We start from the raw sequence: 14,694 nt of genomic DNA on the forward strand, positions 1-14,694 counted from the left end.
ACGTCAAGCACTAAGCTTGCTACAAGTGCTTCAAAAGTGCTTCAAAGCAAAAGTTCAAGTAAAACAGCGAAAAGTCTGGCGGGCTCAGTATTAGCTCAGGCTAAAGCCAAATAACCTGCTTCTGTACTTGAAGAAGAAAAACCATTACTACTTTTCAAGTAATGCCCTATTATCGCCATGCTTCACCAAATAAAGTGTAAGAAAATATCGTTCTTGCACGGTAGATTAAGACCCATTCTTCCAGCGATTCTTCAATAATTTTTTAAGTAGTGGTAAATAGGAATGTGTGATACTCCTAATCAAGGAAATCGATAAACAAATCCCGATTCATCCTTGTATAACAGGATATATTGGGATTTGTTTTGCTAACTATTTTTTCAGTAGTTCTACTTCACCAATTCCCTCTACAATTAGTTTTAGCTTTTTAGAATTATTATAAGAAGTTATTGGGAAATTTGTTGAAATAATCGTTTCGTTATTTTTTGTGCTCATACTAAAACCCTCTGCTCGATATTCGTTACCATCTTCATCTATGATTTTCATACGATGTGCAAAGGTATTTTCATTATCGAAAATACCATCTAACGAAAATGTTAGATTTAATGATGTTGGCTTTGCGCTAGCTTCAGTAACTTGGATGATAGATGCTTGATCCCTCATGGTATACTGAACAATTAAATCTGATTTTTCCATATCTTTGTTTGCTAATGACAGTACCCACTTTCCATCAATTTTTTTTAGTTCCTCTGTACCGTAGAAGACATTGACACTTTCTACTTCTATTACAGCATCTTTTAAATTTGGTATAATCCCCTGATTAGAATTCAATAATACATCATACTGAATTCTCCCAGTTTTTACATCCAATATTGGGTTTTGATGTTCTAAGCCTGAAATATATCTATTTTCACTCTTCAAGGTTTTTGTATCTGGAATAAATTCCACGATGTAATCGCCATCTCCATTTTTCAATCGATAATCCATCGAGACCTCTCTTGCGTTATTTAAAATTGAGGGATCTTCAAATACTAACTGAAAACTTATCCCCAATTTATTCGCGTCCGAAAAATGTTTGTCTAGTGTTATTTTAATACCCTGATCGGCAATTTCACTATTATTTTCTTGTGTAAACCCATTATTTACGGCTTGTTCTATGCCTTTATCTCCGAAGTTAAAGAATTCGTTAATACCAGCCATTACCTGTTCATTTGCAAATACAACACCAATTACGATAAGAGCGCAAGCAGCAGTAGTTACTCTTTTCCAAATGAAATGGACTTTTTTCTTCTTTGATTTAGCTCGAATAATATCGTAGGATTGATCTAGAGATTTCCTTACCTTGACAGGTATCTCTTTCTCTTCACTCATAATCTGATTAAACTCTTTTTCAAAGTTATTTTTCATATACCATCACTCCTTCATTTTTATAATAGTTGTTTCTCAATATCGACTTGGCCCTAGAAAGTCTAGATTTAATAGTTCCTTCGGGCTCTTTTAAAAATTCACTAATTTCTTTAATATTCAATCCGACAATATAGTATAAAATAAGTGCTAACCTGTAGACTTCATTTAAACTATTGAGCGCATCCTCTAATTCTATTTTTTGAAATTCATCATCTTTCTTTTGAAGAAGTAAATTTTCATCAATCAGCAAAACATTCCTATTCTTGTTGAGCAAACTATTACATTTATTGATTAGGATTTTACAAATCCAAGTATTGAAGTACTCATCATTTTTTAGAGTGTGTAATTTTTCATAAGCCGAGATAATTGCATCCTGCATAGCATCAGCTACATCTTCATCATTGTTTAGTAATCTATTTGCTGTTCGGTACAACACATTTTCATATTGCTTTATAAGTAAAACAAACGATTCACCATCGCCTTTTTTTGCCTGTTTGACTAAGACCTTTATTGATCTCATTCAGACACCTCCTTCCTAGCTGTTTTGTTTTTCAATATATTAGATATGGGGGAGTATCATTTGGTTGCATTGAAAGTAATGATTTAATAAATTTCAAAGAGTATAAGCTGTTTGACATACTGGCTACTTCAATTGATGGTGGCAAAGGTTTCTCGAATTCTTTTTCCCAAAAGTGAATAGTCTTCATAGGAATATACACATTCGCACGGTCGGGATCCCCTTGATAACGTAAGTCCGTAACTTCATCACATATTTTCAATATAAATTATTTATTCCAAGCTACCTATAGTAAATAAAAAATCATGTAGTCTTTTACTGTACGGCATAATAATTATAGTCTAAAAAAACAAATTAATTTCGTGTTAAAAGGAGTGGGTTAACCTAAACACATATAGGACAATTAATTACCGATAGATAAAGCCTGTATCATAGATTACAAAGTAACCATTGATACAGGCTTTTTCAAAATTTCTTCTTCCACTACGTTACTTTAAGTGTACTAATTTACAAACTATAACTTTTTACCTTTTCTTATCCATATTTCCGCCTTTAACTAGTTTAGCTCTTCTGAAGTTTGAGCACATTATTCAACTATAGGTATTCCGTTTATTTAAGGGATATTTCTGTATCATTAACATTGATAGTTTTAACCTTAGATAGCTCTAAAGGCAGAGGAGAAGCAAATTTAATCGTAATCCCTTTATTGTCACTATAATTAAACATAGAATCGAATGTTTGCACACTACCATCGGTCATTTTAGCACTAACTGCAATATTGCTCGAATCGTTAAATTTACCCGTCCCATATATCGTTATTCCTAATGGTGAAATAGAAACTCTATTCGAACTCCATGTACCAAAGTTCTTATTCAATTCACTATTAATTTCGTCTTGAACAGCTTCCATTTTAAAGGTAGTATTCCAATTCCCTGTTGTATATTTTCCGTTTGAAACAAAATGTCCCAGTAATTCTGTTTTTTCAAAATCAACACTATCTATATCAAAAATATATTCAGTATATTCATTACCATAGTTGGTTTGACCTTCCTCATCTATTCCAAAACTGATACTTGTAGGATGTATTGTATTACCTAAATCATCAGCAATATAAAAATAACCATGATTATCAATATTTTCTTTATTCCATCTTGTTTGAACATGAAGGCGATTATCAATGATACCTATATTTGAAACATGCATAAACTCTATTTCTGGAAGAATAATTTCAGTTTCATTTGGCTTTAAAACCTGTATTACTCCTTGTTCTTCTAGTTTTTGATACAAATTTCCACCACCGCCTGGAATGTTATTCATATCAAGTCGAACCGTTTGAGGTGGTTTACTTGTTATTTCTGAAAGATTTGCATCAACTGCGATTTCATATGTTTGTTTATCGCTAAGAAAGGAAGTAATACGGAAATTCACTTTTCTCTCGTTAAGGCTCTCCCCACCATTTGCTTGGATTCTTAATGTTGCAGTATTTGTTTTTTCATCGTAATCTACAATTCGACTATTAAACATTTGAGCACCAGTTAAAGAATAATCGTAAAGGTCAAGAGTTTCATCAATCCTGTTACTCGTGAAGTCTTGTAACGTCACATAAATAACTGCCATTTCATGATCATTCATCGCAGCAACCACTTCCATTTTAATTCCTTCACTTTCGCTGCTGATTTCAATAGGTTGAAGCATTATTGCAATTTGAGGACTGACAGTAGCTACTAAATTATTAAAACTTGGTATACGAGCTGCTCCCACCCCAGCCGAAAATACTACAAATACAGAAGCTACCAAAGGTATCGCTAACTTTTTAAATCTGCTTTTGGTTTTTTCTGATTTCGCATTCATTACACCTAATTTTGATCTCTCATGTAATTCTTTTGGAATTTCAATTCTTTCTAATTCCTGATTTATTTTATTACTCACAAATATCAGCCTCCTTAAACTCTTTTCGAAGTTTATCTAATGCTCGATATAATACCGATTTTGCCGTACCAAGTGGGATATCTAATACCTCTGATATTTCTTTAAAAGTGAAATTTTGATAAAACCTTAATAGAACAATGCTCTTTTCATCCTTTTCTAACGTGTCTATCAAATTTTCTAATGTTAAAGAAAGGGGAATGTCTTCATCATCTGAGCCAACGAATCCTTTAAACTCTGGTATTAATTGAATCACTTTTATATTTTTTTTAACTATGTTAACAGCACTGTTTATCGTAATTTTCATCAACCACGTTTTGAAATACTCTGGTTTTTTCAATGTATGTATCTTTTTAAATGATTGGTATGCTACTTCTTGAACAACATCTAAAGCATCTTCTTGATTTTTCACATATAAAAAAGCCATTCGATAAATCTCTTCCTCATATTGTTGAAAAATCTTTAAAAAGGCTTTATCATTCCCTTTTTGAGCTTTTTTCACTAATCGTATAATCGTAATTCACCCTCTCTTTTTTCATCCTACATCTATTAGACAATTGAAAGTTCTATTTGGCTTAAAATTTATAAAAGTTTTTCAATAAAAATAAAAAATCGCCTAAAAAGACGATTAAATGAGATTACTTTATGATTCTTGTTGTACTAACCTGCCCCGTTAGTAAAAAAGCGACTGCATCTTTTTCAGCAATCGCACCCGTTACTTTAAGTGCAATACTTCACAATCCTTTTTTACTCATCAATGAACTCAATCCCTAATATGTGTTGTCTCTGCAAATAGACGCTTTCTTATTAAAGAAAAGCGCCCTTTATTGGAATAACTAGAACATGATCTCATGTCTAAAAAATAATTAACTTGAATACCATAACTTCTAAATGTATAAGTATTATTTTAAAATTCGATATCTAAGATGCGTTACATAAGAGACATCGATTTAACATTTAGTCCAACAGTATATATAAGAACTCCACCGTAAATTGTGTAGGATCAACATCCTGAAAAATTGATTCAAAGTTTACTTCTCTTTTTCAATCAATGATTTTTGCAAGAACCACTACCACACTTTCATGCATATTAGCTTTACATCAAAATATGAAAATCGTTGCCTCTTGCATCATACCCAGTGGAGTTGACTTGATTTTAGCCAATACAATTAGCCCACTTAGAACGCTTTTCGCTGGTAAATGATATTGGTAATCCCCCAAGAAATAACATAGACTACCATGATACCAAGTGTGGCTCCTGTATATAAAGCCGGGACGGATAAATTATCAATAAAATCAGTTATTACGGTTAAATGTTCAGCTAAAAACAACACAATAGACGGTCCTATACCTGCTAAAATGAGAAAGCTAATCATTACAACCGGAAAAATATAACCTGGTTTAAATATATAAAATAATGGAAAGGTAAACGCAGCAAATAATAAGAATAAGCTACAGCCAATCGCAATGTCAGTCATCGTAAAAGGTTTATTGAAAGCAAATAATGTTAAACTTGTCACCACGATTGCTAAAACCATATAAATTATAGCACCAAGATAGCGTGATGCGATAATTTCTGTACGTGTGTAAGGTAAGGAATTTAATAATATGTTTGTCTCTGCTTTTTCATCGTAAACATAAGTGTTAAAGGGAATAATAAGACTGGCAACGAGAAAAATCAAAGTTGGATTTGCATCCATCATGATAAAGAATAAGATAAAAGGAATAAAGAGTAATAGTTGCCTTTTCTGTAGTATGACATCACGTCTGATTAAATTAAACATGGTGTATCCCTCCTTTCAAGTAATACATAATATCTTCCAGAGAGGCGCGATCAATGGCAACCGAGTCTCCGAAAATATTTTTCACTGCTTTAATATTATCCGTTAATGCTTCAAATCCTGTTGATGCACGATGAACATGAATAAATGCCTTTTCAGTGTCTCTATCCAGAAGATCCAATCCTCCTTTAACGAGCGCATAGTTTTCAGCTACGTCGTGAATGGACTGATTAAATACTAATTCCCCCCCCTGAATAAAAGCTATATAATCTGCGATACGGTCTAAATCTGTTGTAATATGCGTAGAGAAGAAAATGGTACGATTTCCATCAATCATTAATTCCTGTAAAAGATCCAACAGCTCTCGTCTAAAAATGGGGTCTAAGCCTGCTGTTGGCTCGTCCATAATAATCAGCTCAGCATGATGTGATAGTGCTACCGCCAATGACGCCTTCATTTGCATCCCTTTCGAGAAAGTTTTCATTGCTTTATTAAGCGGTAACTCGAATTTTTCAATAAATTGATAAAATAGTGTATCATCCCAATGTTTGTAAGCAGGTGCTACAATGCGTTTTATATCTTTTAAGTTCAGCCCTTCAAAAAACACATTGCCATCGTACACAAACCCAATGCGCTCCTTAATCGCCTTCTCATGATTCATGTAATCCAAACCGAAAAGCTTAATTTCCCCAGCATCTGGTCTTAATAGATTCATCATCATTTTTATCGTTGTCGACTTTCCAGCACCATTTGCTCCGATGAACCCCGTTACAAAGCCTTGCTTCACTTGTAAATCAAAATTTTTAACGGAAAAATCTTTAAATTTTTTCGTTACATTTGTAAATTCAACCACATTCTCCATTCATTTCACTCCTCATATAAAATCTTTAATAATTGCTGCAGTTCATCAAGTGACAAGCCAATTTCTCTGCTATTCGTTATGACCGCACTCAGTTGCTCCTCAATGACCTTCAGCTTCTTCTCTCTTATAACCTCTAAATTTTGCTCTGCAACAAAAGACCCCTTACCGACAATGGAATAGATAAAGCCCGCCTTCTCCAATTCCTCATAGGCACGCTTCGTCGTTATAACACTAATTTGCAGTTCCTTTGCGAGGTTACGCATGGAAGGTATTGCTGCCCCCTCCTGTAGTTCACCTGCTAAAATAGACGATTTAATTTGACTCGTAATTTGTTCATAAATCGGTTCCTTTGAACTATTGGAAATAATTATTTGCATGCCAATCCCTCTTCTTTACTTTTTTGTATACATATTTGAAATAACGTCCTGTACCCCTTGTTTAAAACAATAGCAATAACATGAATTGTCATCGAAGACCAATTTACAAATAATCATTCATAACATTATATATTGTATATATACTATAATTACATTATATACACACACTATTCCTTGTGCAACCATTTTATTTGAAACTAATGAAAATATTTTATATACCAGCCATAAAACAAAAAACAGAAGCCTGAACAAGTATATGTACAATAAAGTTTCAGCTATCTAATAGATGATATATTATTCATTTCTAACTATTTGATTAAATTAGCACCATCAACTTTGAAATAACCAATAGAAAGGGCATATTTTGATAAAAGATTTATCAAAATATGCCCTTATTAGATTTGAAAGATAATAAAATACTTGATTGCTTTTGAAATTCTAGTTGTACTAACTTGGATTAATTTAAGAACAATCTTTACAAACTTTATTTACAAGACTCTCAAAATAGACATTTTCGTATTCAGGAATCTTGCCCGATTGTTGAACACAAGTTAAACATCCATCTTCAACTAGCCTGCTCCGTTAGTACAGCAAGAAAAAGCTGCCCCTAGTGACAGCTCTGATCTTCAACTCTTACACCCAATAGTTTAAGTACATTATTTCACAAACTTTAACACGTTTTTTCATTATTTGCTTTTCCAGTGAGTTAAATATAAACAGGAGAGGTTTAAATTGAAAAAAATTATGCAGTGATGGGCTAATTTTATCCACCAGTCTATATTTTTTTAGAAAGGGTGGTCTAAAGAATTAACAGTAATAGGCATATAAGTAGGCGATAAAATCATAATAATCCACTTGTAAAATAATTGGAAAGAAAGGAAGATTTAGGTTATAGTAAAAATAGTTTTTGAATTTGGTGGTGATTAAAATTAATAGACTAATTCCTATTTTCATATTTTCCGTTATTGCTGTATTACTTATCGGTTGTACTAATAAAACAATTGAAGTTGAACCACCTAAAGATCTAAATATTAAGAACCCCATCATTGTGAAGAATGGCAATCAGGAATTTAAAATTATACCCTTTTATACTCAAGTATTAGATTACATAGAAAGCGTTTCAGAAATTGAACAACACGAGAAGATGGAAGAACATTACTATCAAAAAGTTGTCGAACCATTTCAATTAGATACTTTAGGTAAAGGAGAGGGGCATTGGATAAAGGACCATTGGGCTTTTGCAACTCCTAAAGACATTAAAACTTTGGAGGAATTTGTATATTCTCTAATTAATAATCAGGATGAAATAAATAAAATAATAGAACAAGCCTTGATTAAATCATCTAATACCCTTCCAGGCGTGAATAAGAGAGTGTATTTATTTCCTCCTAATCCGGATAACATGGATGGTATCAATTTAATGGGTGGCGTTTCTGGGGTAGCAGTTAGTAAGGATGCATTTATAATACGGATTGATCCATCTTCATTTAAAGAGGATTTGTTGGAGTATATTGTTGCACATGAATATAATCATACTATTTATATGGAGGGCGGAAATGTAAACTGGAAAAACACTTTATTAGATTCAATTATTCTCGAAGGAAAAGCTGACACTTTTGCCAAAAGTCTTTACCCCGATATTAATATACCGTGGATAGAACCTCTATCAAATCAAAAAGAGGAGGAAGTGTGGGAGCACTTAAAAGAGAATTTAATGTCAAAGGACCGAACAATAAAAGGCGATTATTTTGAAAATCCAAACAAAGGAATCCCCCGTTGGACCAACTACAAGATTGGATACCAAATAGTGAATTCCTTTTTAGAAAAGAATCCCACCACCCCGGTCAGAGACTGGACACTATTATCTGCGGAGGAGATTTTATCAAATAGTAAATATGGAGATAGGATTTCAAAATAAAAGTTTATTTAGATTCTTGCAAAGGAAAAGAATTTCTTCCTTTGCTTTTTTGTTTTGCATTTTCTGTCTACTTAATTATAAAGCTGTTTTTTCTTCTTTTACTATCCTGCTTCGTTACTTGAAGAAGAAAAAAGCGACCTTCGTTATTATTGAAGTATCGCTACCCTTTAACTTAAGTACATTACTTCACAATCTTTTTTACATCTCGAAAACTCAATCCCTTAAATGTTTTTTCCATGCAAAAAAGCGACTTCTTATTAAACTGTTCGCCAACGCAGCTTATCATTTTATGGTCTTAATAAGATTTTCCCCGTGCTTTTGCGGCTTTCTAAAAAACGATGCGCTTTACAGCCATCTCGCAGTGCAAATACCATAGGCTCAGATACCGTTACTTTCCCCTCTTCTATCCAGCGGAACAACTCTGCTGAACGGGTTGCCCTTTCCTCACGGGAAGTAAGGAAATTCCAAAGATCCCCTCCAGTCAAAGTCTTTGAAGTATCCATTAACATTCTTGGGTCAACTGGAGTAGGGTCTCCCCCTGCCATTCCAAAAAATACAACCGTTCCCCCAATGCGAGTTGCTGCAAAACTGTCTTCGAGCGTGGAGCCTACTGAGTCATAGACTACATCCACACCTTTTCCGTTTGTTTCCTCTAAAACCTTCCTCTTCCAATCATCCGAGTACAAGAAAACCTGATTCACTCCAGCTTTCTTAGCTGCGGACGCCTTCTCTATAGAGGAGGTTAAACCAATGACCCTTCCACCGAGAAGCTTTGCAATTTGGACTAGCAGCTGTCCCACGCCCCCTGCTGCCGCATGAACCAGAATAATATCATTCTCCTTAACGGCATAACTATCTTTTGTTAAATATTGGGCAGTCAGGCCTTGCAGCAAAACTGAAGCCGCTTCTTCAAATGAAATTGTCTCTGGAAGAGGAATTGCCTTTTCCACCGGAACAGCCACTTTTTCCGCGTTAGCATATGGGACATCGGCAAATGCAACACGATCTCCAACGCTGATTCCTTGGACATTAACTCCCTTCTTTTCAACGACTCCCGCCCCTTCATATCCTAAAATAAACGGGGGATTGCCAGCAAGGTGATAGTTCCCTTTTCTTCTATAAATATCTGCAAAATTCAATCCAATTGCTTTCATCCTTACTAATATTTCATCAGCCCCGATAACCGGATCCGCAATTTCAAGATATTCTAGTACTTCCGGTCCTCCAAATTTATTAAACACAAGTGCTTTCAAATGAACGACCTCCTCTTATATATTTTTTCGGTACATTTTAGTTTAATTAAATTGCGATTGAAAATGCAAATTAGTTTCTCTCCTTTTGGAAGGATAGGGTGATCGATGAAAACCTCATTTACTTATGATACGGTTCATCGTGATCAATTTTATATTTGTTGATAGTAATGGTACAATCCATTCTTCAATAATCTGGCCAGGTTGTTGAACAGAAGTTAAACATCCATCTTCCACTAACCTGCAACGTTACTTCAATAAGAAAGAGTGACCTTCGTTATTGAAGCATTGCACCCGTTCGCATTTTACTTTCAAAGCTCCATTAATGTCCGTATCAACAAAAATATTCTTGAATAATATGTTATTGCAGTCACTGCAACATGATCATCATGAAATTCCTGACAAGTTATCTCACTATCTGTACCTCTTTCATTAAGACTATGCCTTAACGGTATAGTCTTTTATTTCGCTTTTTCATTCTACTTCGACATAAGAGCAAATTTTTTTCTTATTCTTACCAGCAAAGATAACCGTCCAAACAATCCCCAAAGTAATAAACACATAGTTGTTGCTCAACATAGAAACACTTCTCAGTTTCGTTTTTATGCTTAACATACAGAAATAACTTCAGAGTATTACAGTTGCCCAAAGGTTATATAACATAAGATATCAGTAATTTAGTTGGTTCCTATCATTTTACTCATGCTTTCTTCAACTAAGTACAAGAAACATTTATGCTTCTTAAACACTCGCACCGCTAACTCAATCACTTTCATTCCAAATATCAGGATTGTCAATTGTTAGATTTTCTCCACGAACCATGAAATCATAACTGTCTTTTGCGCCTGTATACCAATCAACAATGACTAACTTCCCGCTTACATTACGTATGAGAAATTCAGTGACTTCACCATAACTGCCTATAGCTTTTTTTATTTCCACAGGCAATTTCAAGTAGAGAAAACCCCCGTCCACATCATCAGTATATTTCACTTCCCAGGCACCAATTTCAATATTTTGTACCTTATCATTTAAATTGCCTTTTACATCATATTGGGATTGAATTTTCTTTCGCGTATACTGTTTAAGGTTATCGTTCTCGATAAATGTATCCAATTCAATATCTGAGCCGTTCCAGACGGCTTTATAATAGTCCGTTAGCACTCTCTCACATAATTCATAAGCCGTTTCAAAATCAAGTTCAGATAGTTCACCTTCATTTTCAGCTAAGTATTCTAGGTCATTTTGTAATGCAGTCCGTTCAGTGCTTGGTGAAATCTCCGTGTTTATAAATCTATCTGATGTTTTATCTCCTGAAACTACAGGCGTATTCTTTGCGTACTCATTAGGAGTATCCTTAATACAGGAACTCAGAGTAAATAAGACTACTAATAAAAATATAAATTTCATTGTAACCCTCCAATTCGTTTTTTAATTTCAAAGCCTACTCCTTTAATTTTTAGACGATGTTGTTGTATATTTCGTTACCAAACTCTTGAACTATCCTGCCCCTTCAGTGGAATATCCTCAACAAAAAGGTGCATTAACCCTTCTTGGATCAACGCACCCGTTACTTAATAACTCTTAAATTCCCTTTAATATTCCTCCAAACTTTTCCAAGTTTTAAGTAGCCAATCTTTAAAAACAATCTTTTCTTCAAATTGCGGATAATGTGAAGAGTTTTCGAAGACGATAAAATCCTTAATAGGAGCATTTACGTTATCATAATATGCTTTTGCTGCATTCGTAGATGTCATATAATCATATTTTCCCATGACAAAATAGAAAGGGATATCTAAGCTACTAACAATTGTTGTAATATCATTCTCCTTTTCTTCAGAAAGTAATAGATCCTGCGTGGCTGAAATCCCTTTAATATAACGAATGACATCAACTAAATTATATTCAGGATTCGTTAGAAATCCTATGTAATAATCCATATTATCATTAATTAACCTTGCTGCCCCTCCATACTTCCGAACCATATCTCGAGGGGTATGTGCTTCCCCTTTTTTAATGGAATCTTCAAGAAGCATGAGTTCATTTACATCCTTTCGATTTCCTGCTTGTTGTGCTTGATTTACTGTATAGTTTAAACTATCAACTTCACTATTAATATAATTTGAAACTTGACCAATTCCGATATATGCAGCATATTTTTCAGGAGCTTTATTTGCAGCCTTCATCCCAATGTATGTACCGAAAGAATGACCTATTAATAATACCTTTTCGTTAGGAAACTCATTTTTTACATAGTCTGTTAGTGCCAATAGATCCTCGACATGTTGATCTGTGGAAATAGTAGAATAATCCTCAAAGAACTGATATGATTTTCCACTTCCTCTTTGGTCATAATGAACAATAGTAAAATGCTCTTCAAGTAAATCTTGATACTTTCTAACATAAGGAATTTCAGAGCATCCCGGTCCACCATGTACGAAAATGATAATTGGATTATTTCTATCCACACCTCTGATCATGACTTCGAGCTCTGTTCCATTTATTTCTATGCTATCTAATAAAGCGATGCTGTTTTCCCCATTTATCTTTGGTGTCCAAGTAGGAAACAATAGAATAAGAAGTAAGAACAGAGTTATTGAAATCAAAATAATAATTAGCTTTCTTTTACTTTTCACATAGAAAACTCCTTTTCTACTTTTAGCTTAATGCTGAATTTGGGCAACTTAACAAAAATGGCGTTGAAGTTTCTTCATTGAACCTTCTGGTAAACTGCACCAACAGTTTAATATTCAACAAAGCATGCATTAATCCCTCTTGGATCAACACACCTGTTGTTAAGTCACTCTATATTTATTACGTTGCAATTTTCGAAAAAGTTTGATGTAAGAACTAGGAATCTATAATATAATGAAAGATAGACTATAAAAGGGTAGGTGAGTTATCCATGACAAAAGATTTACGTCATACATATTATAAAGAATTAATTGATCTACAAGATGTAGAAACGGTAGAAACCCAGATTCAAAGTTTACTGAATGTTCCAATTGAATCCGTTTCCGACCTAGAAAAGTGGTTAATAGATGAAAAGAATTTAATGATTCAAATCACAGAGGCGATGACAGGTCACCAGGTTGACTTCTATCGGAATACAGAGGATGCAGAAATCAAGTCGACGTATCTTCATGATCAGCAGGTTATTCAACCACTATTAATGAAATATGAAGCAAAACTGAATGAGAAATTCTGTGAGTCTCCTTATTTACATCAATTAGATGAAAAACGGTACGGCTTAATGCGACAAGTTCGCGAGTCCAAAGTGAAACTGTTCAGAGAAGAAAACATTCCTTTAATGGTAAAAGAACAAGAACTATGCACGAAGTATAGTGAAATTATGGGAGGATTAACAGTTGAATGGGATGGGGAGGAAAAACCTTTTCCGTTTATCCAATCCCAACTCGATAATCTGGACAGAAGCGTGCGAGAAAAAGCGTATAAAAAGATGGGCTCCGCCTTTCGTAAAATTAAGTCTGATATGGATGCCATTATGGATGAACTGGTTCAACTACGCCATCAAATCGCTTTAAATGCAGGCTTTGAAAATTATCGTGATTATATGTTTGTGGTCAAAAATCGCGAGTATAGTGTCCAAGACTGTTATGACTTTCATGAAAATGTAGAGAAACATATTATTCCAGCTTGGAATCGACTAGCGGCTGTTTTTAAATCTAAACTTGGTGTTGATACCTATCGCCCTTGGGATAACACCGCTAAATTGATGAAAAACCCACCATACTCCGAGGTGTCTACTCTTATGGATGGCGTTTCTGAGATGTTAGGGAAAACCGACCCATACTTTGCAGACCGTTTCGATTACATGAGAGAGAACGGGTTACTAGATCTTGGGGATCGTAAAGGAAAAAGCCCGGGTGGTTTCTGTACCGGCTTACCTGTTTCAGGGGATACCTTTGTTTTTGCAAACTTTAGTCCATCCTTTTTCTCTCTGATCGCATTGATTCATGAAATGGGCCATGCGGTAAATGGATACCTCCAGTTTTCCGAGCACGGTCCTACTGAAGATTACCAGCACCGAATGGAAGTTGCTGAACTGTATTCTCATGGGATGGAATTACTATTGTTAGATAAGCTGGATCGTTTTTATCCAGATGAAGAAGATTTTAAGAGCGCACAGCGTGAAGAGTTAAGAAGGGCATTTACAATGTTATACGGACCATTGTCAGGAGATCTCTTCCAGCATTGGATGTATACAAATCCTCATCACACTGCCAAAGAACGTGATGAAAAATTCTTTGAAATCTCAAAACGTTATGGCTTAAACCCTGTTGATACTTCTGGGCTTGAGGAAGAAATTGGAATGAGTTGGGCGGGAACCCTTCATTTCTTCGAAGTTCCTTTCTATAATATTGAATACTCAATCTCGATGCTCGGTGCTTTACAATTGCTTGAGAATTATAAGAAAGACCCAGAGCAAGCTATCGAATCCTTTAAAAAAGGGGCAAGTGCGGACTACAATCAAACCATCGCAGAAATTTATAAAGAAACTGGCGTCAGTTTTGATTTTTCAGAGCCAGCCGTTAAGCGAATGGGTGAATTCTTAGAAAAAGTTATTCAAGAGATTCATTAATAAAATTAGGCATTTGACCACAATCGACGTTCAAAAAGGCACCACTAGTTAAATTA

At 34.5% G+C, this 14,694-nt stretch carries 13 protein-coding genes; 3 read left to right on the forward strand and 10 right to left on the reverse strand.

Annotation, left to right across the window (positions count from 1 at the left end):
- Window positions 1–369: 369 nt before the first annotated feature.
- The 4 genes from RGU12_RS07535 to RGU12_RS07550 form a co-directional block, all read right to left on the reverse strand.
- A complete protein-coding gene (locus RGU12_RS07535) occupies window positions 370–1,404 on the reverse strand; it encodes a DUF4179 domain-containing protein (protein ID WP_309535521.1) in 1,035 nt (344 codons plus the stop codon).
- A complete protein-coding gene (locus tag RGU12_RS07540) occupies window positions 1,394–1,924 on the reverse strand; it encodes an RNA polymerase sigma factor (protein ID WP_309535522.1) in 531 nt (176 codons plus the stop codon). Before RGU12_RS07540 ends, RGU12_RS07535 begins: the two co-directional genes overlap by 11 nt.
- Window positions 1,925–2,530: 606 nt before the next feature.
- Window positions 2,531–3,850, reverse strand: coding sequence for a hypothetical protein (locus RGU12_RS07545; RefSeq protein ID WP_309535523.1), 1,320 nt, complete (start codon window positions 3,848–3,850; stop codon window positions 2,531–2,533).
- Entirely contained in the window at window positions 3,843–4,349 is a 507-nt protein-coding gene (locus tag RGU12_RS07550; RefSeq protein ID WP_309535524.1) for a sigma-70 family RNA polymerase sigma factor, read from the reverse strand. The genes RGU12_RS07545 and RGU12_RS07550 overlap by 8 nt, the downstream gene beginning before the upstream one ends.
- Window positions 4,350–4,492: 143 nt before the next feature.
- Between RGU12_RS07550 and RGU12_RS07555 the strand changes: the two genes are divergently transcribed.
- Window positions 4,493–4,621, forward strand: a complete 129-nt coding sequence (locus tag RGU12_RS07555) for a hypothetical protein (RefSeq protein ID WP_309535525.1) — start codon at window positions 4,493–4,495, stop codon at window positions 4,619–4,621.
- A 404-nt stretch (window positions 4,622–5,025) separates the two neighbouring features.
- On the opposite strand, the gene RGU12_RS07560 is transcribed toward RGU12_RS07555, so the two are convergent.
- Genes RGU12_RS07560 through RGU12_RS07570 form a run of 3 tightly spaced genes read right to left on the reverse strand, consistent with a single transcriptional unit; the run spans window position 5,026 to window position 6,867 of the window.
- Entirely contained in the window at window positions 5,026–5,631 is a 606-nt protein-coding gene (locus tag RGU12_RS07560) for an ABC-2 transporter permease (RefSeq protein ID WP_309535526.1), read from the reverse strand.
- Window positions 5,624–6,490, reverse strand: coding sequence for an ABC transporter ATP-binding protein (locus RGU12_RS07565; protein WP_309535527.1), 867 nt, complete (start codon window positions 6,488–6,490; stop codon window positions 5,624–5,626). Before RGU12_RS07565 ends, RGU12_RS07560 begins: the two co-directional genes overlap by 8 nt.
- A gap of 5 nt (window positions 6,491–6,495) precedes the next feature.
- Window positions 6,496–6,867, reverse strand: a complete 372-nt coding sequence (locus tag RGU12_RS07570; protein WP_058000548.1) for a GntR family transcriptional regulator — start codon at window positions 6,865–6,867, stop codon at window positions 6,496–6,498.
- A gap of 919 nt (window positions 6,868–7,786) precedes the next feature.
- On the opposite strand from RGU12_RS07570, the gene RGU12_RS07575 reads away from it, so the two are divergent.
- On the forward strand, window positions 7,787–8,785 hold the full coding sequence (locus RGU12_RS07575) for a DUF2268 domain-containing putative Zn-dependent protease (RefSeq protein ID WP_309535528.1): 999 nt from the start codon (window positions 7,787–7,789) through the stop codon (window positions 8,783–8,785).
- A 287-nt stretch (window positions 8,786–9,072) separates the two neighbouring features.
- Here RGU12_RS07575 and RGU12_RS07580 read toward each other — a convergent pair whose 3' ends face one another.
- The 3 genes from RGU12_RS07580 to RGU12_RS07590 all read right to left on the reverse strand — a co-directional run bounded on the left by RGU12_RS07580 (window position 9,073) and on the right by RGU12_RS07590 (window position 12,671).
- Window positions 9,073–10,038, reverse strand: coding sequence for a quinone oxidoreductase family protein (locus tag RGU12_RS07580; RefSeq protein WP_309535529.1), 966 nt, complete (start codon window positions 10,036–10,038; stop codon window positions 9,073–9,075).
- 759 nt (window positions 10,039–10,797) lie between these two features.
- Complete coding sequence (locus RGU12_RS07585) at window positions 10,798–11,445, reverse strand: hypothetical protein (protein ID WP_309535530.1); 648 nt, start codon at window positions 11,443–11,445, stop codon at window positions 10,798–10,800.
- 185 nt (window positions 11,446–11,630) lie between these two features.
- Window positions 11,631–12,671: an alpha/beta fold hydrolase gene (locus RGU12_RS07590; protein WP_309535531.1), complete on the reverse strand. Its 1,041-nt coding sequence runs from the start codon at window positions 12,669–12,671 to the stop codon at window positions 11,631–11,633.
- A 269-nt stretch (window positions 12,672–12,940) separates the two neighbouring features.
- On the opposite strand from RGU12_RS07590, the gene RGU12_RS07595 reads away from it, so the two are divergent.
- Window positions 12,941–14,638, forward strand: coding sequence for a M3 family oligoendopeptidase (locus RGU12_RS07595; protein WP_309535532.1), 1,698 nt, complete (start codon window positions 12,941–12,943; stop codon window positions 14,636–14,638).
- The last annotated feature ends 56 nt before the right edge of the window (window positions 14,639–14,694 follow it).

The organism is Ferdinandcohnia sp. QZ13 (assembly GCF_031324165.1).
Taxonomy (GTDB): domain Bacteria; phylum Bacillota; class Bacilli; order Bacillales; family Bacillaceae_L; genus Ferdinandcohnia.

Coding starts and splice junctions, on each gene's coding strand:
- RGU12_RS07585 (WP_309535530.1), bottom strand. CDS start 11,445: ATGAAATTTATATTTTTATTAGTAGTCTTATTTACTCTGAGTTCCTGT.
- RGU12_RS07570 (WP_058000548.1), bottom strand. CDS start 6,867: ATGCAAATAATTATTTCCAATAGTTCAAAGGAACCGATTTATGAACAA.
- RGU12_RS07535 (WP_309535521.1), bottom strand. CDS start 1,404: ATGAAAAATAACTTTGAAAAAGAGTTTAATCAGATTATGAGTGAAGAG.
- RGU12_RS07555 (WP_309535525.1), top strand. CDS start 4,493: ATGATTCTTGTTGTACTAACCTGCCCCGTTAGTAAAAAAGCGACTGCA.
- RGU12_RS07595 (WP_309535532.1), top strand. CDS start 12,941: ATGACAAAAGATTTACGTCATACATATTATAAAGAATTAATTGATCTA.
- RGU12_RS07560 (WP_309535526.1), bottom strand. CDS start 5,631: ATGTTTAATTTAATCAGACGTGATGTCATACTACAGAAAAGGCAACTA.
- RGU12_RS07540 (WP_309535522.1), bottom strand. CDS start 1,924: ATGAGATCAATAAAGGTCTTAGTCAAACAGGCAAAAAAAGGCGATGGT.
- RGU12_RS07565 (WP_309535527.1), bottom strand. CDS start 6,490: ATGGAGAATGTGGTTGAATTTACAAATGTAACGAAAAAATTTAAAGAT.